Source organism: Mycolicibacterium septicum DSM 44393, from assembly GCF_000455325.1.
GTDB lineage: Bacteria > Actinomycetota > Actinomycetes > Mycobacteriales > Mycobacteriaceae > Mycobacterium > Mycobacterium septicum.
This window is the reverse complement of the sequence record NZ_HG322951.1, coordinates 1,860,390-1,881,854: the sequence shown is the minus strand read 5'-3', so window position 1 is coordinate 1,881,854 and position 21,465 is coordinate 1,860,390. Positions and strand designations below refer to the sequence as shown.

At 65.0% G+C, this 21,465-nt stretch carries 20 protein-coding genes; 2 read left to right on the top strand and 18 right to left on the bottom strand.

The annotated features are described in order from the left end of the window. Nucleotides 1–8 precede the first annotated feature (8 nt). The 3 genes from TX88_RS08815 to TX88_RS08805 all read right to left on the bottom strand — a co-directional run bounded on the left by TX88_RS08815 (nt 9) and on the right by TX88_RS08805 (nt 4,161). A complete protein-coding gene (locus TX88_RS08815) occupies nt 9–533 on the bottom strand; it encodes an NUDIX domain-containing protein (protein ID WP_044516158.1) in 525 nt (174 codons plus the stop codon). 35 nt (nt 534–568) lie between these two features. Next, nucleotides 569–2,647, bottom strand: coding sequence for an alkyl/aryl-sulfatase (locus tag TX88_RS08810; protein ID WP_244438386.1), 2,079 nt, complete (start codon nt 2,645–2,647; stop codon nt 569–571). Between the two features lie 227 nt (nt 2,648–2,874). Next, entirely contained in the window at nt 2,875–4,161 is a 1,287-nt protein-coding gene (locus tag TX88_RS08805; RefSeq protein WP_049924880.1) for a glycosyl hydrolase family 28-related protein, read from the bottom strand. Between the two features lie 92 nt (nt 4,162–4,253). Here TX88_RS08805 and TX88_RS08800 point away from each other — a divergent pair, with 92 nt between their 5' ends. Continuing rightward, nucleotides 4,254–5,444 carry a lipase family protein gene (locus TX88_RS08800; RefSeq protein WP_049924879.1) on the top strand — a complete coding sequence of 397 codons (1,191 nt, stop codon included), beginning with the start codon at nt 4,254–4,256 and terminating at the stop codon, nt 5,442–5,444. A gap of 7 nt (nt 5,445–5,451) precedes the next feature. Here TX88_RS08800 and TX88_RS08795 read toward each other — a convergent pair whose 3' ends face one another. The 8 genes from TX88_RS08795 to TX88_RS08760 form a co-directional block, all read right to left on the bottom strand. Then, complete coding sequence (locus TX88_RS08795; protein ID WP_044516156.1) at nt 5,452–7,140, bottom strand: ArnT family glycosyltransferase; 1,689 nt, start codon at nt 7,138–7,140, stop codon at nt 5,452–5,454. Next, a complete protein-coding gene (locus tag TX88_RS08790) occupies nt 7,140–8,633 on the bottom strand; it encodes a glycosyltransferase (protein WP_044516155.1) in 1,494 nt (497 codons plus the stop codon). The genes TX88_RS08795 and TX88_RS08790 overlap by 1 nt, the downstream gene beginning before the upstream one ends. Then, complete coding sequence (locus TX88_RS08785) at nt 8,630–10,153, bottom strand: hypothetical protein (protein ID WP_049924878.1); 1,524 nt, start codon at nt 10,151–10,153, stop codon at nt 8,630–8,632. Before TX88_RS08785 ends, TX88_RS08790 begins: the two co-directional genes overlap by 4 nt. Next, the gene (locus TX88_RS08780; RefSeq protein WP_044516153.1) at nt 10,150–12,081 is read right to left on the bottom strand and encodes a cellulose biosynthesis cyclic di-GMP-binding regulatory protein BcsB; all 1,932 of its coding nucleotides are present in this window, start codon (nt 12,079–12,081) and stop codon (nt 10,150–10,152) included. The genes TX88_RS08785 and TX88_RS08780 overlap by 4 nt, the downstream gene beginning before the upstream one ends. A gap of 268 nt (nt 12,082–12,349) precedes the next feature. After that, nucleotides 12,350–13,888, bottom strand: coding sequence for a hypothetical protein (locus TX88_RS08775; protein WP_049924877.1), 1,539 nt, complete (start codon nt 13,886–13,888; stop codon nt 12,350–12,352). 314 nt (nt 13,889–14,202) lie between these two features. Next, a complete protein-coding gene (locus TX88_RS08770; RefSeq protein ID WP_044516152.1) occupies nt 14,203–14,889 on the bottom strand; it encodes an anti-sigma factor in 687 nt (228 codons plus the stop codon). Beyond that, a complete protein-coding gene (gene sigK, locus TX88_RS08765) occupies nt 14,886–15,449 on the bottom strand; it encodes an ECF RNA polymerase sigma factor SigK (RefSeq protein WP_044519221.1) in 564 nt (187 codons plus the stop codon). Before sigK ends, TX88_RS08770 begins: the two co-directional genes overlap by 4 nt. 42 nt (nt 15,450–15,491) lie before the next feature. After that, nucleotides 15,492–17,207 (bottom strand): cytochrome c biogenesis protein DipZ, encoded by a 1,716-nt coding sequence (locus TX88_RS08760; RefSeq protein WP_044516150.1) that lies wholly within the window; start codon nt 17,205–17,207, stop codon nt 15,492–15,494. Nucleotides 17,208–17,340: 133 nt separating this feature from the next. Here TX88_RS08760 and TX88_RS08755 point away from each other — a divergent pair, with 133 nt between their 5' ends. After that, a complete protein-coding gene (locus TX88_RS08755) occupies nt 17,341–17,985 on the top strand; it encodes a fasciclin domain-containing protein (protein WP_044516148.1) in 645 nt (214 codons plus the stop codon). Between the two features lie 73 nt (nt 17,986–18,058). On the opposite strand, the gene rpsQ is transcribed toward TX88_RS08755, so the two are convergent. Genes rpsQ through rplB form a run of 7 tightly spaced genes read right to left on the bottom strand, consistent with a single transcriptional unit; the run spans nt 18,059 to nt 21,440 of the window. Next, nucleotides 18,059–18,355 (bottom strand): 30S ribosomal protein S17, encoded by a 297-nt coding sequence (rpsQ, locus tag TX88_RS08750; protein WP_044516145.1) that lies wholly within the window; start codon nt 18,353–18,355, stop codon nt 18,059–18,061. Next, entirely contained in the window at nt 18,355–18,588 is a 234-nt protein-coding gene (gene rpmC, locus TX88_RS08745; RefSeq protein WP_044516143.1) for a 50S ribosomal protein L29, read from the bottom strand. Before rpmC ends, rpsQ begins: the two co-directional genes overlap by 1 nt. Then, nucleotides 18,588–19,004 carry a 50S ribosomal protein L16 gene (gene rplP / locus TX88_RS08740; protein WP_036441254.1) on the bottom strand — a complete coding sequence of 139 codons (417 nt, stop codon included), beginning with the start codon at nt 19,002–19,004 and terminating at the stop codon, nt 18,588–18,590. Before rplP ends, rpmC begins: the two co-directional genes overlap by 1 nt. Nucleotides 19,005–19,006: 2 nt before the next feature. Further along, nucleotides 19,007–19,840, bottom strand: coding sequence for a 30S ribosomal protein S3 (rpsC, locus tag TX88_RS08735; protein ID WP_044516139.1), 834 nt, complete (start codon nt 19,838–19,840; stop codon nt 19,007–19,009). Beyond that, a complete protein-coding gene (rplV, locus tag TX88_RS08730) occupies nt 19,840–20,304 on the bottom strand; it encodes a 50S ribosomal protein L22 (RefSeq protein ID WP_044516137.1) in 465 nt (154 codons plus the stop codon). The genes rpsC and rplV overlap by 1 nt, the downstream gene beginning before the upstream one ends. Then, nucleotides 20,301–20,582, bottom strand: a complete 282-nt coding sequence (gene rpsS, locus TX88_RS08725; protein ID WP_044516135.1) for a 30S ribosomal protein S19 — start codon at nt 20,580–20,582, stop codon at nt 20,301–20,303. The genes rplV and rpsS overlap by 4 nt, the downstream gene beginning before the upstream one ends. A gap of 21 nt (nt 20,583–20,603) precedes the next feature. Then, on the bottom strand, nt 20,604–21,440 hold the full coding sequence (gene rplB, locus TX88_RS08720; RefSeq protein WP_044516133.1) for a 50S ribosomal protein L2: 837 nt from the start codon (nt 21,438–21,440) through the stop codon (nt 20,604–20,606). Between the last annotated feature and the right edge of the window lie 25 nt (nt 21,441–21,465).

Below are 21,465 nucleotides of genomic sequence, written 5' to 3'. Positions count from 1 at the left end.
GCGCTACCTCAAGGGTGTTGACGTAAGCGCAGCAGCTGCGGGATCAGCACCCGGGTGTCGGGCACGAAGGGCCAGTCCGGATCGGCCAGATGCGTTGCGAGCTCCTCATCGGTCCACCACCATCCGTCCACGATCTCCTCGGGCTGATGCCTGATCGGGCCGTCCCAGCTCACCTCGAACGCGAACAGGTGACAGCGCATGGGTTTTCCGGCCCACTGTCCGTCCCAGGCCTCTGACGCCAGCGCCGTCAACGGCACGCCGCCGATACCGAGTTCCTCGGCCAGTTCCCGGGTTGCGGCGCGCACCGGCGTCTCCCCCGGGTCGACGACCCCACCGGCCAGACAATCGTGCATCCCGGCGAACACCGACTTGGTCATGGTGCGGCGGTGCACGTAGATCCGGGTCCCATCCGGAGACCGCACCAGCACACCGGCACTTGCGTGCCACAACCCCTCGGCATACACCCGCGAACGTGGCGCCGCGCCAACCACATTCCCGTTGGCGTCGTACACCGCGACGAGTTCGTCGGTCACGCCGTCACGTTACCGGCCGGCGCACCGGCGGTCGGCTACGGCGTGACGATGTTGAACCAGAACGGGAACGTATCGAGCATGCCCACGAAGTCTTCCACCGGTTGACGGTTGCCGTCGAGTTTGACCTTGTTCTGATCGATACCGTCGTTGAGCTTGAGCTTGCCCATCTGAATCTGATTCATCGCGTCCTTGGACAGCGTGAGGCTCGCGTCGGCGTTCGGGATCTTGCCCGGCGCGTAGTTCAGCACGCCGTTCTCCACGACGAGGGTGTAGTCCTTCTTCAGGTCGTCGAAGGTCACGTTGAGCTTGATGTTCTTGCCTGCGGCCTTGGGGCCGTTCAGGCGCACACCCAGGTAGTCGAACATCATCTCGGGCGGCATCGCGCTGATCGTGTCCGGGCTCGCAACATCGGTGCCGCCGGACGTGGGCACTCCGTTGCGCAGTTCGTACGCGCCCTGCAGGTATACCGAGCGCCAAGGCCCGGACTCGGCCTGATAGCCCATCTGCTCGTAGCTGTCGGCCAGCAGGTTCTTGCCGTTCACACTGTCCGGGTTGGCGAACACCACCTGCTTGAGCACCATCGCCGTCCATCGGTAGTTACCCGCGTCGAAGTCCTTTTTCGCCTTGTCCAGGATGGCGTCCTCGCCGCCCATGTACTCGACGTACTTCTTGGCAGCGTCGGCCGGCGGCAGGTCATCCAGATCGGACGGGTTGCCGTCGTACCAGCCCATGTACCGCTGATAGACCGCCCGGGAGTTGTGCTTGAGGGTGCCGTAGTAGCCGCGGTCCGGCCAGAAGTTGCCGAGTTCGGGCGGCATCTGGATCTCCTCGGCGATCTCGGAGCCGACCAGACCGTTGTTCATCAACCGCACTGACTGGTCGTGGATGTACTTGTACATGTCACGCTGCTTTTTCCAGTAGTCGATGATCTTGTCGTGACCCCACATGGGCCAGTGGTGGCTCTGGAACTTCACCTCGGTGTTCGGCCCGTAGGTATTGATGGTGTCGTCGAGGAACTTCGCCCAGATCCGGGCGTCTCGCACCTGGGCACCGCGCAGGGTCAGCAGGTTGTGCATCGTGTTGGTGGTGTTCTCGGCCATCCACATGGCCTTGAACTGCGGGAAGAAGGTGTTCATCTCGGTCGGCGCCTCGGTCCCGGGGGTCATCTGGAACTCGAGGTCGACGCCGTCGATGGTCATCTTCTGGCCGGTGGTGGTGATGATGTCCGTCGGGATGATGAGTGTGGGCAGACCCGTGGAAACCGTCATGCCCAGGCCTCCGTTGACGCCGCCCTCGGCATTGCGCGGAAGTAGCGCACCGTACATGTAGACCGCCCGCCGCCCCATCGCGTTTCCGGCGATCACGTTCTCACTGACGGCGTCTTCGACGAACGCCTGCGGGGCAATGACTTTCACCTTGCCGGAATCGACATCGGCCTGATTGATGATGCCGCGGACACCGCCGTAGTGGTCGACGTGGGAGTGGCTGTGGATGACCGCGACGATCGGGCGGGCACCGAGGTGCTGATTGGCGAGGTCGAGAGCGGCCTTGGCGGTCTCGGGTGAGATCAGGGTGTCGTACACGATCCACCCGGTGTCACCCTGGATGAACGTGATGTTCGACAGGTCGTAACCGCGCACCTGATAGATGCGGTCGGCCACCTTGAACAGGCCGTACTCCATGCACAACTGCGCGTTGCGCCACAGGCTCGGGTTCACCGTGTCCGGCGCGGGCTTGTCGTCGGAGATGTACTTCTTGTATTCCTCCAGATCCCAGACCACATCGCCGTCGGCATTCTTGATCGTCAACGTATCCGGCCGTCCGACCAGATTCCGTTGTGCATCCTCGAAGTCGCCGCGCTCGTTGAACGGCAAGCTGTCGAGCACCTTCTTGTTCGCGGCCTTGGTCGCCTCGGTGGCACCTTTGACGCCGTTGTCGGTCTTCAATTCCCCACTGCCGCCGGATGATCCACCGGCAGACTTGTCGTCACATGCGACGATCAACGAGGTGGCGACACCTGCCACCGCCAGTCCGCCCAGCATCCTGCGCCGCGGAAGCTGCGCTCGCAATTCGTGAGGCTTATCGGCTTGATACGACTTCGAATTGGGATCCATGCACGTAAATTATGCCGCCGAATCGCATAATTCGAGTGCAATTCACCCGAGCGACCAAACTCCGGCGACGAACACACCCCCTACCGGCACGTTGCTGGAAAATCGAATCGCGCAGCAAGCAAACGAGTGTCGGATTGCTGAGTCAGAATCCGATTACAGAATCGGCGCAGATCCCTCGCGCGAAATGAGTGAGCGCGTGGCATCCGACGGGGACGTGAGTGGACCGCTCACACCGTCCACCAGTTCGCCCCATCGGAGATGACGTCCACTGCCTGGCCATCGGCAAGCACGAATTCGGGTTTACCGTCGATCGCCTGCCCTTTGACCGCACCGAGTTTCGCGTCGGCGCCGGAAACGTTCTTGACCGTGTAGCGGCAGGTGTTGTGCAGGGCAGACGGCAGCTTGGCTTTCGAAGCTCCCGCGGCGAGCAGATAGACATATTCGGCGTCGGGCGAACTCTCGAAGGTGCCGGGTGCCGACAACGTGACGACCGCGCGCCGCGCTGACGGCGTCAGGTTTCCCGACGTGTTTCCCGCGATCCCGACGTTGCGCCCCTCGGCCCGTACCGGCGCCTCGCTGTATCCGTTGTTGTCCCACTGGTTTCCCGAAATCGCGATGTCATCGACGTACCGGGCATCCACGGCGTAGCTCCAGCCGGCCCCCTCGTCGGTATTGGCGATGAAGTTTCCGGTGACGTTGAAGCCTTTGGTGCGGTGGTCGGCGTCGACGGAATAGATGCCGATGGCGGGATACTTGTACGGCGCACCCTTACCGCCGTTGGTGATGTTGTTACCGACAATCGCCACCTGTTCGTCATCGGACTCCAGCCACGACGGCATCGTGAAGACGATGGCCTCCTTCCGGGCGCCCTCGCAGATGTTGCCGATGATCGTCAGTTGCTTGTTGCCGCGCAGCTCGATGTTGTTCTGCGGGGCCCCGTCGAGGTGGTTGGCCAGAATGCGTACCGGGCCTGCCTCGATCGACAGGTTGGGGCCTGTCGACCCGATGTTGTTGTTCACGATCCACGAATCGAAGAACCGATACGTGGTGTAGATGCCGTAGCCCGTGCTCTGTTCGATGAAATTGTCGTCGATCCAATTCAGCAGACCCTCGGTGTTGGCGTTGAGCCGCATGCCGTAGTCGGTCCAGCCCAGGATCCAACAATGCCTGACATAGCTCTTGTCCAAGTCGACGTCGAATCCCGGTGAACCCTGAGAGTTCGCATCGATCTTGAGGTTTTCGATCCGGCATTCGATCCAGCGTCCGCTGATCGGCGCGACATCGGCCGTCACCCGCAATCGAGCAGCGCGTTCTCCCGCGCCGATCAGGCAGATGTGGGAGAAGCCGTCGTCGCCGTTACCGATCGAATCCGACAACGCATATTCGCCCGGCGGGAAGAACACCGTGCCGCCACCCGCGTCGGCCGCTTCGCGAACAGCGCGCAGCACGGCCGCATGATCGTCGGTTGTTCCGTCCCCGGTGGCGCCGTGCGACGTCACATCGATCACAGACATGGTGCCCAATCTGCCAGACCTCACCCGCACTCCGATGAAAAGATGGGGGCTGCCCGCCAACCAGCTACGGATCACCAGGTAGGGGACGTTCGATGGTTCGAGTCACTGTTCTGCTGTCAGTTGCCCTCGCCGTTCTCACGGCGTGTGGCGGGTCGCCGACCCAGGGCTCGGCCGGCGACCCGGACAGCGCCGGGCACGTCGTCTCCGAAGCGCCCCTGGACAACCTGGTGCCGGCGCTGCGTGACGCGACCGCGCAAGCCAAGATCATGACGTACGCCTCGCGCAACGGTGTCAACGATGCGGTCTCACACGTGACGGGCACGGTGTTCGTACCCAAGGGCAACCCACCAGCGGGGGGCTTTCCGGTGGTGGCCCTGGGGCATTCGACCACCGGGACGTCGGCGGACTGCGCTCCCTCGCTGTCACCCGATCTGCGCGGCGAGGCAACGACGGTGGTGGCGTTGCTCAACGCCGGTTACGTGGTCACTGTGCCCGACTACCAGGGCCTGGGAAAGCCCGACAAACCCGATGACTACGACTTCCACCCGTATCTGGACTCGACCACGGCCGGCTACAACGTGATCGATGCGGTACGGGCGGCTCGGACGATCGTGCCGAACACCTCCACATCGTGGGCGGCACTGGGCGCTCGCGAGGGCGGGCAGGCCACCTGGGCCGCAAACGAACTCATCGACAACTACGGTTACGACCTCAAACTGGTCGCCACTGCATCTCTGGCGCCGATGGCGAATATCGATGCCCTCGCGGACGGGGCGATGGCAGGCACCCTGAACGCCGATCAGAAGCTGGCCTACGTCGCCTATCTCGCCGCGTTGAAAGACCAGTACTACTACGACTTCGAAGTCGACGACTACCGTCGTGGTGCCGCCCAGGAGAATTGGGACGCCTTGCTCAGCTGCAATGACGATGCGAAGCGAAAGTCACTGGCAGACAAGTTGAGTGCCGATGATCTGCGCCCCGCCAACCCGGAAGCGCTGAAGACGCTGCGCGGCTACATCCAGAAGACGAACCTGCCGCAAGGACCCACGAAAGCACCGATGTATGTCATCTATGCCGGGAAGGACTCGGTGATCCCGGCCGCCTCCACAGAGCGGGCGCTCACCGCGGCTTGCAAGATGGGTGACGGCATCCAGATCGCCTTCTGGCCTGATGCGACACGCGAACAGGTCCAACCCGCTGCGGCGGTGGGCTGGCTCAACGATCGGATGAAATCGGTCCCGGCAGCCAATGATTGCCCGGCGTTCACCGCGGCCCACCCGTGACGACCGGCTATCTCCTGCCTACCGGCTCGTTCACCCGGTAGAGCCGCCAATCCGGCTGGCCGTCACCGTCATTGGGAACCTCCAGCTCCAGGGTGGCCACCTCGGCACCCGTGTCGTACAAGGTCGGGTAGCGCACATTGAGCGCATCCGATGTGCCGCGCCCGGTCGCCGGGACCGCGAGCAGATATCTGACCCCGTTGGCGGTCGGATCATTGAGCAACTCGGTGAAATCCGGGTCTGACGGAATCACGAAAACCTGCGGCCGGCTCGACGCAGCCAGGATTCCGAACCCGTACACCGTATCGGTGATCACGGAGCTGTCCGGCAGGTCGAGATTCTCCAGGTACTGGGCGATATCCCGCTCGGTTTTGAACGTCCGGGCGATCTGGTGCTCGATCGCCTTCCGCTCGGTCACGTTGTACGGATCCGGATTCAGCACCGCACCGAGTCCGTATTCCTGCGGCGCGTATTTGGGTTGAGCCATACCGAGCATCGTCACCGGGATACCGATGGCGACCGTCGCGGCAACGGCGACATACGGCGCGGCGGACCTGGGTTTGACCGGCTCGGCGGTCGGAGCCGGCGGCGCATATCTGCCCCGGCGGGTCGGCGTCCTGAAGACCCCGTCCGGAACCCCGAGCATCGCCATGGTCACGCACAGGGGTATCGCGATGATGAAGAACCGCAGGAACGGGAACGTCGATCCCGACGCGTAGCTGTACGACTGGAACACCAGCACCGCACCGAACAATGCGAAGGGCACGATCAACATCTGCCAGTTCGGCCGGCCCCATCGCTGCATCACCGCCCACAACGCCAACGGCAGCATGGTCGGCGCCAACAGCATGATGCAGACCGCCGCGAACATCAGGCCGTCGAACAGATTCGGCGCCGTCTGCCCGGATTGCTCAAGGATCGCCGTGTTGCCGTACTGCGAGGTGAACTGCGCGAACGCCTCACCGGTGATCAGCCAGCCGGCGGCCGCCCAGCCGAGGAACGCCAGAAAGCCGGGGCCGCTGACGATCAACATGTCCAGAAAGGCGCGCCGCAACCGGGGCGGCGGTTTGGCCCGGAGATAGGTCGTGATGGCCACCAGGAACCCGGCCGCCGCCACGCAGGCCGCCGCGTCGTACCGGGTGAGATAGGCCAATCCCATCGCGATGCCGCCCGCGGCCACCAGATGGTGCACATCGTCGTCGACCATCCACAAGATGAGCCGGCGCACCGCCCATGTCATGAAGAAGATGAACGGCGCTTCGCTCATCCCGTTGGACCCGTAGAAGATGATCATCGGGTTGAGTGCGAACAACAGGGTGAGCGTCACCGAATATGCCCGGGGCAGACCACGATCGGTGCCCATACTCAGGATCTGCACCGCGGCGCCTGCCATGAAGGTCGCCGACATGATCGTGCCCGCGAACGCCCGGCCCGCGATGTCCGGCCACACCGCGCCGAGCGCGACCGCCGGAATCTGCACCATGGCGGCCACCGGGGTGAAGATGAACCCGAGGGCAGCCAGGTGCGGATCGCGGCTGAACAGCACCGACTGGGTGGCCACGACACGTGACAACGTGTCGCCCATGATGAACCCGTGCTGGACCTGCAGCCAGTGTCCGACCGCGAGGTAGACGAAGAGCATGGCGACGAAGATCGTCAGCTTCAGCCTGAAATCCGACCGTCCGGCCGCCGCTGACATCACGCCGAGGAGGCCATCTGCTCGTGGGCAGCCTTGTCCTCCGGACGCTCGGCCAGTCCGTGAAAGGTCTTCTCCCAGAACGACGGCTGCCTGATCATCTGGTAAGCGCCCTTGGCGGCCGCGATGCTCATCATCAGCCAGAACAGCGGCACGCTCAGCGCGGCGAGCAGCAGATCAGATCGATCGTCCTCGCGTAGGGCGATCATGTTCATGTACATGACCGTGAAGTTGCCGATGATCATCGCGATCAGTGCCGGGAAGTAGATCAGTGCCGGGAACACCGAGCCGACGACGGCCGGCTGACCCAGGAACCACAGCACGGTGATGAACCAGAACAGCAGGTTCAGGACCGCGATGATGGGAGTTCCCGCCAGCACCAGGTTGAACCGGACGAAACTGCGTAATCCCAACGTGCGGTACAACTTCACCGGCTCGCGGGTGTGTACCAGCCAGGTCTGCAGGTAGCCCTTGTACCACCGGGAGCGCTGACGGATCCAGTTGATCACGTCACTGTTCGCCTCTTCGAGGGTGTAGGAGTCGATCACCGCGGTGTGATATCCGTTCGAGGCGATGCGCAGGCCGAGGTCGGCATCTTCGGTGACGTTGAACGGATCCCAGGCGCCGATTTTCCGCAGGATGTCACGGCGGAGGTGATTGGAGGTCCCGCCCAACGGAATCGGAGACGTGCTCACCATCATGCCGGGCAGCAGATAGCCGAACCACAGCGCGTATTCGGCGGTGAACCAGGCGGTCAGCAGATTCTGGTGGCCGTTGTGATACACCAACTTGGCCTGCACACACGCCACGTTGTCGGGTAGGTCGCGGAAGGCCGCCACCACCCGGCGTAACTGCAGCGGCTCGGGCAGATCTTCCGCGTCGAAGATCGTGACGATATCGCCCGTGGCGAAATGCAGACCGTAGTTGCACGCCTTGGGTTTGGTGCGGGGCTCGGCGGGCGGCACCAAAAGGATGGTGATGACGTCGGATTCGCCACAGGCCTTCGCGGCGTCGATCGTTATCTGGTCATCGGCTTCCAGCAGCAACAGAACCTGCAGCCGGTCTCTCGGGTACTCCAGGGCATCCATGGCCGCGATGAGGTCGGCGACCACTTCCGGCTCGTTGTAGGCAGGCACCAGGATCGTGTACGCCGGGAGATCCTCATCGGGAATCGCGCGCGCCACATCGTCGGGGATCACGATGGGACGCGACGCCAGCCCGCGCTTGAAGATCAACACCCGGTCGCCGAGGGTCAAAAGATAAGCCAGCGTGCACAACCCGATGAGCGTCACCGTGGTTTGCAGGGGCCGCCAGATCCCGAAGGCGATCACAATCACCAGCAGGGCCACCAGCACCGGCTTCTGCCAACCGATCAACGGTTTGGACGCCGAGTGCACCGGATCGTCCTCACGCAAACCGTTGATCGCCCGATTGAGCGCGTAGTCGCGCTGCTCCGCGGTGACGGTCTCGGGGTGGAACGTCTCGTCGAAAGTCATTGGCCGGCGCCCTTCACGAACTGTGCCGCCACCAGGGCGCGGCCGAACTCGGTGAGTAGCTCGGCGTCCTTGTACGCCGGCCTGCGCTGCACCAACACGGAATTGCCGCGGAACAGCACGGTGAACAGGTTTCGCAGCGTAGAAACCAACCCACGTTGTGGATCGGGGAACGGCGCGTCGGGCAGATGGTTGTCCACCGCGAAGATGTCGACCACCTGATCCTCTTCCTGGTCGCCCCAGGCGAAGCGTAGTACGTCCCAGCTCACCAACAGCCGGTCATCGATCGCCGAGAAGAGCTCCCCGGTCACCCCGTAGCCGAGATCGACCGGCTGTGGCGTGCTGAGCCGGGTTCCCGTGGTGTCATACAGCACCTGCCCGGGATATGCGTCGAACGAGAACGGCAGCTCGCTGACGATGCTGTCCACCATGAGGTTTCGCCGTGCCGACAGTTTGTCGAACCGCGGATCGCCGACGTCCGCGGTCATCCGCTGGCGGATGAGGACGGCTTCGTCGCCGTAGTACCTCTTCACCCCGGTGTACTGCTGCTCGCCGGTGATCGACCAGCCGGGTGGTGCCACCAGTCGCATACCGGGTGTCAGATCGTACGGCGCGCTCCGGCTGATCAGCGTGGCACTGCGCTGCTGCGGCAACGGCATGAACGCGAGGGCGACCGCGACCGCGACCACCAGCGGAATTGCCGTCCAGATCTGTTTGGCAGCAAGTGGTTCGATCTTGCGGTCGAGCAGCTTCTTCGGTTGACCACGACGCGTGTACAGCCGCGCCGCAATGCCCACTGCGAGGATCGACGCGAGCGACGGGATCATCTGGTACACGATCACCGGCACGTGCGGCCACAGCTTGTCGATCACGAAGAGGATCGCGAAACCGAACACGAACGCGACGAGCGCGCCGACCACCGCACGCTTGCGGGTACGGCCGACCGCGATCGCGGTGGCCGCCGCGGCGATCAACAGGGTCCCGACGCCTGCGGCGAAGTTGCCGCCCCCCAGCGCGATCACGACGACCTGATACGGCAGGGCGGATATCAGCGACAGCAGTAGCCACACCCATCCGAACCTGGCCACCGGCCGCACTCCGAACAGCACCAGGGCACTGCTGACCATGAACAGCCAGAGCGCCAACAGATCCAGCCGCATCAGGTGGAAGAACTCCGAGTACCGCTTGAGCAGAACCCCCTGCACCATGAGCGCCAGACCCAGTCCGATCACGCCGACGATGATGTCGGTCTGCCGGTCATGAATCGGTAGTTCGGTACGGCGCCGGAAGTTCACCCCGACGGCCGCGAGAGCGGCCGCGATCGGGACCATCCAGACATAGCCGATGAGACCACCCTCCAGCGTGGTCTGGACCAGGTTGCGCAGACTCGCACGGAACGCCACCAACGTGAGCACGGCGATGAGCGCCCAGCGTCCCACCAGCCGGACGGTCGGGGGTAGGCCGAACCACCACTGCGCCAGCCGGTCCCAATCGCGCCGGGTGCCCTGCAGCGTCGTCGTCACGACTGTCCCCGGGACCGCCGCCCACGCAGTGCGACCAGCCCGGCCCCGAGCGCCGCGAGTACCACGACCCCAGCGCCGACCCACAGCCGTAGTGACTTGTGGTCAGTGGCGGTCGCACTTTCCGGTTGGGCAGTAGGAGTGGTCAGGGTGACGGGATCGCGTCCCGGCATCGCGAGCACGGCGTTGCCGGACAAGCCCGACCACCGCGGCACATCGGCCCCCAACCAGCCCAGCAGCCGGTCCAGCTCCCCCGGAGCCCCGCTGGAGGTGGCGATCAGCACCGAGCGCCCTCCCGTGTAGACGGTCTGCAGTGATCCGAAGCCGACCTTCGGATCGAGGGTCAGAGTGGAGGATTTACCCGATCCGTCAACGTTTTCGACGGTGATCAGACCGTCGGAATTCACTGCCACGGGTAGTGCGATCCGCTCGTCGTTCCAGCCGTCGGCGCTGATCAGCAAGGCGGGGTTGGGCGAAGCGACAGCGTCGGCCAGCGAACGGACCTCGGCGTCGAAGGGGCGTGAGCTCAGGCGCTGCAGCCCCGTCAGGATCTGCACCGCACGGCGCAGGTTGGCGAACCCCGGCTCCATCCCGACCGCCAACCGCGGCATCAATGCCTGTGGCAACGATTGGAAGCCCGTCGGGACAGGAGGTTTGGCCAGCTTGCTCTCCACCGGAGACTCGCCGTCGATGGTCAACGTGATGGGTTGGAACTCGCCGCAGCGACCGGTGTTGCCTGCCGCGTCGATCGCGATGTCCACGTTGGTGTAGCGCTCCAGGAGCCAATCCGGCACGTCGACCCACCGGTCGATCCGGCCGCTCGCCTCGGTCGGCCAACGGTCGATCGTCTGCCCACCGATGCTGATCATCACCTGGCCTGCGACGCTGGCAGGCAGCGGGGTGTACGAACCCTGCAGATGCACCCGGACATCGTGAACCGCTCGGCCCAGCCTGGTCTGGTCCAACGGAACCGTGACGCGGGGATTGACGAGAGCCGTGGCGTTGACGCCGGGCTGGCCGAGCTGACGGATCGTGGTGTGGTCACTCGGCAGCTGCGGAGTGTTGGACAGCGGCCCCACCACAGCCTTCGACTGCACTGCGAGTTTCGAGATGTCACTGGACAGCAACCGGGCCTGGTTGGCGACCTCGCCGGCAGGGCCCGAAATAAGTAGGGCCGGAACAGCATTGGGCCCCTGCAGGCTCAATCCTGGTGCCTCCCCCTCACGCACGATCACCTGCCGCTCCAGCGGCTGCGGCGGCGCAACCGGACCGCCATCGGTCGTCACGATGTCGACGGAAGGACGTTGCAGGCCGTACCGGGCCACCACCGCGGTCGCAATCCGGATCGAGGCATCGGATTCCGACTGCGACGGATTCGGCGGGACGAACAGCGTGAGCTTGCTCAGTACCGGCGGCAAGAAGTCGGCGATCACCGTCGGCGGCTGTTCTGCGCCGGTGAACCGGACATCGGTGCCCATCAGCCGTAGCGGGTTCGTCGGGTCGTACGCGCAATACCCGTCGGGCATCGTCAGGTAACTGTTCAACTGCACGGTCAGAGCGTTTTCCACCACCCGGGCACCGGTCAGCGGAATGGTGATCGGCGCCTGGTCCGGGGGCAGCGGAACGCGCGACAGAACGCGTTGGTCCTGCGTCACCTCGAGGGTGCCGCCGCGGGTATTGACCGGCAGTTGCACCGTCGCCGCCAGCTCGGCGGGAATCAGTCCGCGCGGCACCGGAATTGTCAGGGTCTGCGAACCCTGAATTCCATACAGCGCGATATCCGCATTCGCACCGAGCGTCCGCAGATTCAGCGTCGGCGAATTCACCAGTGAGATGTCATCTTCTGGAGCGGCAGTCGCCACCGCAGGTGCGACTGCCGTTCCTGCAATGAGCACCGTGGCCGCAAACAGGGACCATATGCGGGAAGTCACCCGCGTCAGTCTAGATTGGACATTGCGGATACACCCGCCTTTACGGCAATCGCCACCCCAGTCTGCTCACGACGTGGGCCAGATCCGCACCGGGTGACGATGGCAAACCGCATCCGGCGATTTGCTGCGGTTCACTTACCCGCAACCAGACGTCATCAGGAATTGGCTCATTCAACAAATTGTCTGCGGCACATCGGTAAACCTCGGCAACTCCCTTTCGGGGGCGATAATTCCGGGATCTGGGTGATCGCGGACGGCGGGCCGGAACTCATGGGCATCTGGCTGCGCAGGGCGCCTGCGCCGCCACCAGTGCCCTGGCGAACGTCGTCAGCAGCCCTGCGTCCTTGTATACCGGTGTGCGCTCGTCCAGCACGGCGTTGCCGCGGAACAGTAGCGTGATGAGCGTCCGCAGGGTGGAGACGATGCTCTCTGAAGGCTGCGGAAACGGTGCGTCCGGCTCGTGGTTGTCGACGGCGAAGATCGTCACCCGCTGGGCGAGATCATTGTTGCCCCAGGCGAACTGCAGCGAGTTCCAGGTGACCAACAAGTCGTCGTCGACCACCGACAGCAGCTGGGCGCGCACTCCCATCCCGAGATCGACCTGCCGGAACGTGCTCAGCCGCGCGCCGGTCAAGCCGTACACCACCCGCGCCGGATAGACACCGAAGGTGAACGGGCGCCGGCTCACGATGCTGTCCATCACGACCGTCCGTGGCTTGCCCAGCTTGTCCCACTTCGGACTCCCGGAGTCCGCACGCAGGTATTGGCGCACCAGAATCGCGCCGTCACCGTAGAGCCGATGAACCTTGGGGTAGTCCTCTCGCTTGATGGTCGACCACCCGGGCGGCGGGACGAGTGGCCGACCAGGAGCCAGCGTGCCGGGGCTGGACCGGCTGATCGGCGCGGTGGTCACCTGCGTCGGCAGCGCACACGCCGACAGCGCCAGCGCAACCGCCACCACCAGCGGAACGCCGGACCAAACTTGTTTGGCGGCAAGAGGTTCCACCTTGCGGTCCAGCCACAGCTTGGGAGCTCCGCGCCGTGATGCCAGATACATCACGATCCCCACCACACATATCGCGGTCAACGCGGGGGCCTGCTGATAGACCAGCAGGGGCGTCGCGGGAAAGCCGATGCCGATCGTGATGAGCACGGCGAATCCGACCACCCAGGCACCGAGTGAGCCGACCACCCCGCGGCGGAAGGTACGACCCACCGCGGTTCCGGTGCCGACGGCGGCGATCAGCAGCGTCGTGGCGCCCGCCGCGAACTTCCCGCCGCCCAGGACGACGACGGTCAAGTAGTAGGGCAGGGAAAAGCCCATCACGAACAGCGCCCATACCCAGAAGAACCGCAACACCGGGCGCAGGCCGAACAGCACGATGCAACAGCACAGCACGAACAGCCAGGCCGCGACCAGGTCGAGGCGCAGCAGATGGAAGAACAGTGCGTATCGGTCGAGCAGCACGGCCTGGATCATCAATGCCAGTCCCAGACCCATGATGCCGACGATGATGTCGGTCTGACGGTCGTGGATCGGCAGCTCCGTACGGTTGCGGCGGGCCACTCCCACCGCCACCAGTGCGGCTGCGACGGGCACCGTCCACACGTATCCCCCGATTCCGCCTTCCCGGGTCGTGACCACCAGGCTGGTGAAGCTGGCGCGGAAGGCGAAGGCGGTGAGAGCAAGGATCAAGGCCCATCGGATGGTCAGCCGATAGGCCGGATGGACGTTGTAGTACCACGCCAGGAACGGGGCCCGCGGCGGGGACGCCGCTGCGGGTGTCGTAGAGGATGTCGCGGTCATCGCCGAGGACAAATCAGGGCCGTGGCTAACGCGATGGTAAATATGCGTATTCGGCCCAGGCCGCGCCAATGCTCTTCAACCACATGCGGTTTCCGGGCTCGCATGTGCGCGATGCTAGGGCAACCAACACCGATAGCAAACCCCTCACGAGGTGCTCACCCACCGATTTCCCGGCCCGGAGCAGATTCAGCAAACCCGCCACGAAACAACCGGCCGGGAGGACGGCCCAACTTCCGGGCCGTCGGCGCATCTTCGGCGAAGACCCGGCGTTTCAATCGCGATCTTCCGCGATTCCTTGACCGGCGGAGCGCGACTCAGGTCAACGACAGCCGGGCCATCATCTCCCCCGTCGGCTGCGGCGATCCGCCGTCGGGCTCCATGGTGAACGCCAACGCGGTCGAATCCCCGAGATCCCGCACCATGGCCGTGGTCGACGGCAGCATGGTCGCCATCATCCCCGCGGACTTCGGCCCCTCATCGGTCATCAGCCACATCTGGTAGACCATCCCGGACGGTGGTGGGGCCGCGTTGTTCATCACCAATACACCGGTCCGCTCATCGCGCGAGTACACGAACGTCGCGGTGCCACCGGCACCGACCTGCCCGGTGGCAGTGCGGACGTCACCTGCCGAAAACACCTGTTCTGCGGTGGTCGGCCCGCTCGCCGGGCGGAATGCCAGCCCCGCGCCGAAGCCGCCCGCGGCGACCACGAGGGCTGCGGCGGCTGCCACCAGCCCTGTGCGCCAACGGAAGCGGTCACGGTGGGAATCGCGGGACACCGCGAGTGCCCGTTGGCGCAGCGACGCCGGCGGAGTCGTCGCCGTCGTCGACGACGCGATCGCCATCGACTCGCGCACCGCACGCACCTCGGCGCGGAATGCCTCGGCGATCTCGACGGGAGCATCGGCCAGCCGGCGTTCGATGTCGACGCGCTCAGCGTCGGAAACTGCGTCCAACGCGTATGCCGTCGCCAGGTCCGGCAGCTCGGAATCGCTGGTCATGTCACCCCCAGGCAGTCGCGGAGCCTGCGCAGTCCGTCGCGCATCCGGGTCTTGACGGTGCCCAGACTGGTCGACAGCCGTTCGGACACCTGCGGGTAGGTCAGGCCGTCGTAGTACGCCAGCTCGATGGCCTGCCGCTGCAGGTCGGTCAACGATCCCAGGCAGTCGGTCACCTGCCGGCGTTCGTCGGAGCGGATCGCCGAGTCGGCGACCACATCGGTGTCGGGTTCGGAGCTCAACGCGACATAACGCGCCTCGCGCCGGCTGGAAGCCACCTCGGCCCGCACCCGGTCCACCGCACGGCGGTGCGCCAACGTCATGAGCCACGCCAGCGCCGAACCTTGCTCCGGGTCATAGTCAGCGGCACACCGCCACACCTGGGCGTACACGTCCTGCGTGGTCTCCTCGCTGTAACCGGGATCGCGCAGGATCCGGATGACCAATCCGTATATGCGGGCGCTGGTGGCGTCGTACAGCCCGGCGAACGCCTCGGCGTCGCCACGGGCCACCCGGCGCAGCTGGGCGTCGAGTACGTTGCTCACCTCCGGCGTGCGTGCCATCGATCGGTAGCCTAACGCCGCGTCGACAGTGCTCATCGCCGATCACCCGTAGGTGAACGAGAAAGCCTGCAGCCCTTGGCTCAACCGCACCTCGACCTCACCCCGATGCGCGTCGCGATCGCTGACGATCTGGCGCAGGGTGGGCGGTCCGCTCACCGGCACGCTCGTCGTCTCACCACCGCGCAGCACGGTCACGGTGCCGGTGCCACCCACGACGAGATACACCTGCCGGGCCTGGTAATCGAGCTTGATGGCCGAGCCGGAGCCTTGAGCGGTCGCACCCTGGTAGTCCAGGCGCCACGGCCCTCGTAGCGCGAACGAGTCGGCAGGCAGGCTGGTCGGATAGTCGAACACCGCCTCGCCCTCGTCGTACGTCCCGCCACCGGCGTAGTTGATCTCCTTACCGACTCCGAGGTAGGTCTCCGGCGTGAGTGGCGATGTCGGTGTCACGTCGGACGCGTTCACCGGGGCCGGCAACGCGGCATCCTTGGCGTCCATGAGCAACTCGCGAATCAACCGCTCCGTCGCGTCGTAGCCGCCTTCACCGAACTTCACATGCCGCACAACGCCGTTCGCGTCGATCAGATACTCGGCCGGCCAGTACCGGTTCTCATAGTTCGTCCAGGTGGAGTACGAGTTGTCCAGGGCGACCGGATAGGTGATGCCGAGGTCGGCCGCACCTTTGGCGACATTGCCGGGTACCCGTTCGAACGCGTACTCGGGTGTGTGCACACCGATCACGGTCAGACCGGAGTCCTTGTATCTGCCGTACCAGTCGACAACGTGGGGAATCGCCCGCTGGCAGTTGATGCACGAATACGCCCAGAAGTCGACGAGCACCACCCTGCCGCGCAGCGACTTGAGGTCGACGGGCGCGCCGGCAGGGGTGTTGAGCCAGCCGGTGATACCGGTGATATCCGGTGCGGGACCGCAGTTCTGGAGCTCCTCTGCACCTTCTGGACAATCCGACAACTGTCCACTACCGGTCGGGCTCAGTCGCTCCTGGACGTCGCCCGCGCCCGCCACCCGGTCCTGCAACCCACTGGTGTAATCCGGGATCGCCCGCTGCAACTTCGCCGGCACGTCGGCGGCCAACGCCACCGCGAACACCAGCATCACAATTCCTCCGATCAGCCGGATCTTGCGCTGCTGGCGGCGAAATGCGTTGACCCGCTCGACAACCCGACGTCCCGCGAGAGCGAAGACGAGCAGGGGAAGCGCGGCGCCGATGGCGAACGACAGGGTCAGTGCAACGGTGTTGACACCTATCGAACCGGTTGCGCCCGCGACGACGATCGCCGCGAGAACCGGACCCGCACACGGCACATAGAGCAGGCCCAGCGCCAACCCCAGCCCGAAACCACTACTCCCAGAGCCGAACTGCTTCTGCGGGATCCGGCTGAACGGTTTCTCCAGCAGCTGCTCGAAGCGCGGGAAGATCAGGCCCAGCCCGATCAGGGTCAGCGCCAGAAGCCCCGCCCAGCGAAGCGCGTCCTGAGGTAGGTGCAGCAGCTGCAGCAGTGCCGAGCCGGCGAGGGTCACCACGCTGAAACTCAGCACCAGGCCAGCGATCACCCGATAGGGACGCAGCGTGTCGGCCAGTGCCGGTTTCGTCGCAACGATCGTCGTGCCGTTCGACTCGGTGACGCGCGCACTCTGCGCTCCGGAGAAGAAGATCACGGGCAGTACCGGCAGGATGCACGGCGAGATGCCGGTGATGAGTCCGCCGAGAAATCCGATGAGCACCAAGGTGTACATGCCGGGTATTCGGCACCGAGGTTCTGCCGGATTGGTCGAAATCGGCACCCATCCGGATTCGGGTCGGCTCCGAATACCCATCGACCGAGAAAGTGACGGCGGTCACCGTCAATCACTCACAGGGAGTCGGAAAATGTTGATCCTTCACTACAAGATGGCCGCGGTGGCGGGACTGTCGGCCGCGGCCATGTTCGCGCTGCCCGCCTGCTCGAACGACACCGCACAGTCCGCACCCGTCACGCCGGAGGCCACCAGTGCGCCGGCGATGGCCGCCGACCCGGCCTCGGACCTGGTCGGCCCGGGCTGCGCGTCCTACGCGGAAAAGGTGCCGTCCGGCCCGGGGTCGGTGGTCGGGATGGCACAGGACCCGGTCACCGTCGCCGCGTCCCACAACCCGCTGCTCACGACGCTGACCGCGGCTCTCTCCGGAAAGCTGAATCCGAACGTGAATCTGGTGGACACCCTCAACGGAGGTGAGTTCACCGTATTCGCGCCCACTGACGACGCGTTCGCCAAGATCGACCCGGCCACCATCGAGACGCTGAAGACGGACTCCGCGATGCTGACGAAGATCCTGACCTATCACGTCGTGCCCGGACAGGCCAGCCCTGCCAAGGTGGTCGGCAGCCGGCCGACCGTGCAGGGTGCACCCGTCACGGTGACCGGCTCGGGTGACGCACTGAAGGTCAACGACGCATCGGTGGTGTGCGGCGGGGTCCACACCGCCAATGCCACCGTCTATCTCATCGACACGGTGCTCATGCCGCCCACCGGCTAGCCCGATACACGAAAGTGCCCCAAACCCGAAGGTTTGGGGCACTTTTCAGTCTGCTCGCGCGGAACAGAGAAGGCTACTTGGCCTTCTCCAGAACCTCGACCAGCCGCCACCGCTTGGAGGCCGACAGGGGCCGGGTCTCCATCAGCGAGACGCGGTCGCCGATACCGGCATCGCCGTTCTCGTCGTGCGCCTTGACCTTCTTGGTGGTCCGGATGATCTTGCCGTAGAGCGGGTGGCTCTTACGATCTTCCAGCTCGACCACGATGGTCTTCTGCATCTTGTCGCTGACCACGTAGCCGATGGCGGTCTTGCGACGGCCGCGCGGCGTCTCGGTGGCCGGGGTGTGCTTGGGGCCCTTGGTATCTGCCATTACGAATCCTCACCAACGGGTCCGGAAGCCAGACCCAACTCACGTTCACGCAGCACGGTGTAGACCCGTGCGATCTCCTGGCGCACAATGCGCAGCCGACGGTTGTTGGCCAGCTGACCGGTCGCCATCTGGAAGCGCAGGTTGAACAGCTCTTCCTTCGACTCGCGCAGCTTGTCCTTCAACTCGTTGTCGGACAGTTCGCGCAGTTCACCAGGCGTAGTTCCCACTGCCATCAGAACTGCTCCTCTCGACTCACGATGCGTGCCTTGATCGGCAACTTGTGGATTGCGCGAGTCAGAGCTTCCTTGGCGATCTTCTCGTCCGGGTAGCTGATCTCGAACAAAATGCGTCCGGGCTTGACGTTGGCGATCCACCACTCCGGCGAACCCTTACCGGAACCCATGCGGGTCTCGGCGGGCTTCTTGGTCAGCGGGCGATCCGGGAAGATGTTGATCCACACCTTGCCGCCACGCTTGATGTGCCGGTTGATGGCGATACGAGCGGACTCGATCTGCCGGTTGGTGATGTAGGCGTGGCCGAGGGCCTGGATGCCGTAGTCACCGAAGCTCACCGACGTGCCGCCGCTGGCGATGCCACGCTGCCGTGGGTGGTGCTGCTTGCGGTGCTTTACCTTGCGGGGAATCAGCATGATTAGTTCTCCGTGCTCTCAGCTGCGGGCGCCGAAGCAGCCGCGGCCTCGGTTGCGGCCGGTGCATCGTCTCCGGTCGCGGCGCGGCCGGCCTCGGTGCTCGTCGCCGTGGTGCCCGACGCACCGCTACGACGCGGCCGGGTGCCCGACGGACGCTCACGACGCGGCCGGTCACTGGCCGGCGCGGCGGCGGTGAGCTCACGCTTGCCACCGACGATGTCGCCCTTGTAAATCCAGACCTTCACGCCGATGCGGCCGAAGGTGGTCTTGGCCTCGTAGAGGCCGTAGTCGATGTCCGCACGCAGCGTGTGCAGCGGAACCCGACCCTCGCGGTAGAACTCCGAGCGGCTCATCTCAGCACCGCCGAGGCGGCCCGAGCACTGCACCCGGATGCCCTTGACGTTGGGCTGACGCATGGCCGACTGGATCGCCTTGCGCATCGCGCGACGGAACGCCACGCGGTTGCTCAGCTGCTCCGCGACACCCTGGGCGACGAGCTGAGCCTGCGACTCAGGGTTCTTCACCTCGAGGATGTTGAGCTGAACCTGCTTGCCGGTCAGCTTCTCCAGGTCGGCGCGGATGCGGTCGGCCTCGGTGCCACGGCGACCGATGACGATGCCGGGACGCGCGGTGTGGATGTCGACGCGGACCCGGTCCCGGGTGCGCTCGATCTCCACGTCGGCGATGCCGGCGCGCTCAAGACCAGTGGCCAGCAGACGCCGGATGGCGACGTCTTCCTTCACGTAGTCCTTGTACTGCTTGTCGGCGTACCACCGGGACTTCCACTCGGTGGTGATACCGAGCCGGAAACCGTGGGGATTGATCTTCTGGCCCACTACTCCGAGCCTCCCTTCGTCTCGGCCGTGCCCTTCGCGGCGGCGGCCTTGCTGCCCTGAGCACGACGGCTACGCGCCGAACCGGCGGACGCACCCTTCTGCTTGGGCGGACGGCTCTCCACGATCACGGTGATGTGGCTGGTGCGCTTGCGGATCCGGAACGCACGCCCCTGGGCACGCGGACGGATGCGCTTGGCGGTCGGGCCCTCGTCGGCGGTGATGGTCGCGACCACCAGCGTCGTCGGGTCCAGGCCCTCGTTGTTCTGCGCGTTGGCCGCAGCGCTGGCGATCACCTTGGCGACCGGCTCGCTGGCGCCCTGCGGCGCCCACCGCAGGATGTCGAGGGCTTCCTCGACACTCTTGCCGCGGACCAGGTCGATGACGCGGCGGGCCTTGCTCGCCGAGACGCGCACGAAGCGCGCCTTCGCCTGTGCGGACGGGTATTCAGTGACTGTGGTACTCATCGCCGCTTGCTCTTCCGGTCGTCCTTGATGTGACCCTTGAAGGTGCGCGTCGGGGCGAATTCGCCGAGCTTGTGCCCGACCATCGCCTCGGTGACAAACACCGGGACATGCTTGCGGCCGTCATGCACCGCAAAGGTGTGCCCGATGAAGTCGGGGAGGATGGTCGACCGACGCGACCAGGTCTTGATGACCTGTTTGGTGTTCTTGTCGTTCTGAACGTCGACCTTCTTGAGAAGATGGTCGTCGACGAACGGACCCTTTTTGAGACTACGAGGCATCGCTGCTACTCCTTCCGCGGCCTAGCGCTTCTTGCCGGTGCGCCGGCGACGGACAATGAGCTTGTCGCTCGGCTTGTTGGGCTTGCGGGTGCGGCCCTCGGGCTTGCCCCACGGGCTGACCGGGTGGCGGCCACCGGAGGTCTTGCCTTCACCACCACCATGCGGGTGGTCGACCGGGTTCATCACGACACCACGGACGGTCGGGCGCTTGCCCTTCCACCGCATACGGCCGGCCTTGCCCCAGTTGATGTTGGCCTGCTCGGCGTTGCCCACCTCGCCGACGGTGGCGCGGCAGCGCACGTCGACGCGACGGATTTCACCGGACGGCATACGCAGCGAGGCGTAAGTGCCTTCCTTACCCAGCAGCTGGATGCTCACACCGGCCGAACGGGCCAGCTTGGCACCGCCACCGGGCCGCAACTCCACAGCGTGGATCACGGTGCCGGCGGGGATGTTGCGCAGCGGCAGGTTGTTGCCGGGCTTGATGTCGGCGTTCGGCCCCTGCTCGATGACGTCGCCCTGCTTCAGTCCCTGGGGCGCGATGATGTAGCGCTTCTCGCCATCCAGGTAGTGCAGCAGCGCGATGTTCGCGGTGCGGTTCGGGTCGTACTCGATGTGAGCGACCTTGGCGTTGACGCCGTCCTTGTCGTGGCGACGGAAGTCGATGAGGCGGTATGCGCGCTTGTGGCCGCCACCCTTGTGCCGGGTGGTGATGCGGCCGTGCGCGTTACGCCCACCGGTGCCGTGCAGCGGACGGATGAGCGACTTCTCCGGAGTCGAGCGAGTGATCTCGGCGAAATCGGAGACGCTCGAACCGCGACGACCCGGGGTCGTCGGCTTGTACTTGCGAATTCCCATATCAGTTAAATCCTCTTAGTTCCCG

Excerpts from the sequence above, each read along its gene's own strand:
- TX88_RS08810 (WP_244438386.1), bottom strand. The coding sequence starts at position 2,647 with ATGGATCCCAATTCGAAGTCGTATCAAGCCGATAAGCCTCACGAATTG.
- TX88_RS08805 (WP_049924880.1), bottom strand. The coding sequence starts at position 4,161 with ATGTCTGTGATCGATGTGACGTCGCACGGCGCCACCGGGGACGGAACA.
- TX88_RS08800 (WP_049924879.1), top strand. The coding sequence starts at position 4,254 with ATGGTTCGAGTCACTGTTCTGCTGTCAGTTGCCCTCGCCGTTCTCACG.
- TX88_RS08795 (WP_044516156.1), bottom strand. The coding sequence starts at position 7,140 with ATGTCAGCGGCGGCCGGACGGTCGGATTTCAGGCTGAAGCTGACGATC.
- TX88_RS08790 (WP_044516155.1), bottom strand. The coding sequence starts at position 8,633 with ATGACTTTCGACGAGACGTTCCACCCCGAGACCGTCACCGCGGAGCAG.
- TX88_RS08775 (WP_049924877.1), bottom strand. The coding sequence starts at position 13,888 with ATGACCGCGACATCCTCTACGACACCCGCAGCGGCGTCCCCGCCGCGG.
- TX88_RS08770 (WP_044516152.1), bottom strand. The coding sequence starts at position 14,889 with ATGACCAGCGATTCCGAGCTGCCGGACCTGGCGACGGCATACGCGTTG.
- sigK (WP_044519221.1), bottom strand. The coding sequence starts at position 15,449 with ATGGCACGCACGCCGGAGGTGAGCAACGTACTCGACGCCCAGCTGCGC.
- TX88_RS08760 (WP_044516150.1), bottom strand. The coding sequence starts at position 17,207 with ATGTACACCTTGGTGCTCATCGGATTTCTCGGCGGACTCATCACCGGC.
- TX88_RS08755 (WP_044516148.1), top strand. The coding sequence starts at position 17,341 with ATGTTGATCCTTCACTACAAGATGGCCGCGGTGGCGGGACTGTCGGCC.
- rpsQ (WP_044516145.1), bottom strand. The coding sequence starts at position 18,355 with ATGGCAGATACCAAGGGCCCCAAGCACACCCCGGCCACCGAGACGCCG.
- rpmC (WP_044516143.1), bottom strand. The coding sequence starts at position 18,588 with ATGGCAGTGGGAACTACGCCTGGTGAACTGCGCGAACTGTCCGACAAC.
- rplP (WP_036441254.1), bottom strand. The coding sequence starts at position 19,004 with ATGCTGATTCCCCGCAAGGTAAAGCACCGCAAGCAGCACCACCCACGG.
- rplV (WP_044516137.1), bottom strand. The coding sequence starts at position 20,304 with ATGAGTACCACAGTCACTGAATACCCGTCCGCACAGGCGAAGGCGCGC.
- rpsS (WP_044516135.1), bottom strand. The coding sequence starts at position 20,582 with ATGCCTCGTAGTCTCAAAAAGGGTCCGTTCGTCGACGACCATCTTCTC.
- rplB (WP_044516133.1), bottom strand. The coding sequence starts at position 21,440 with ATGGGAATTCGCAAGTACAAGCCGACGACCCCGGGTCGTCGCGGTTCG.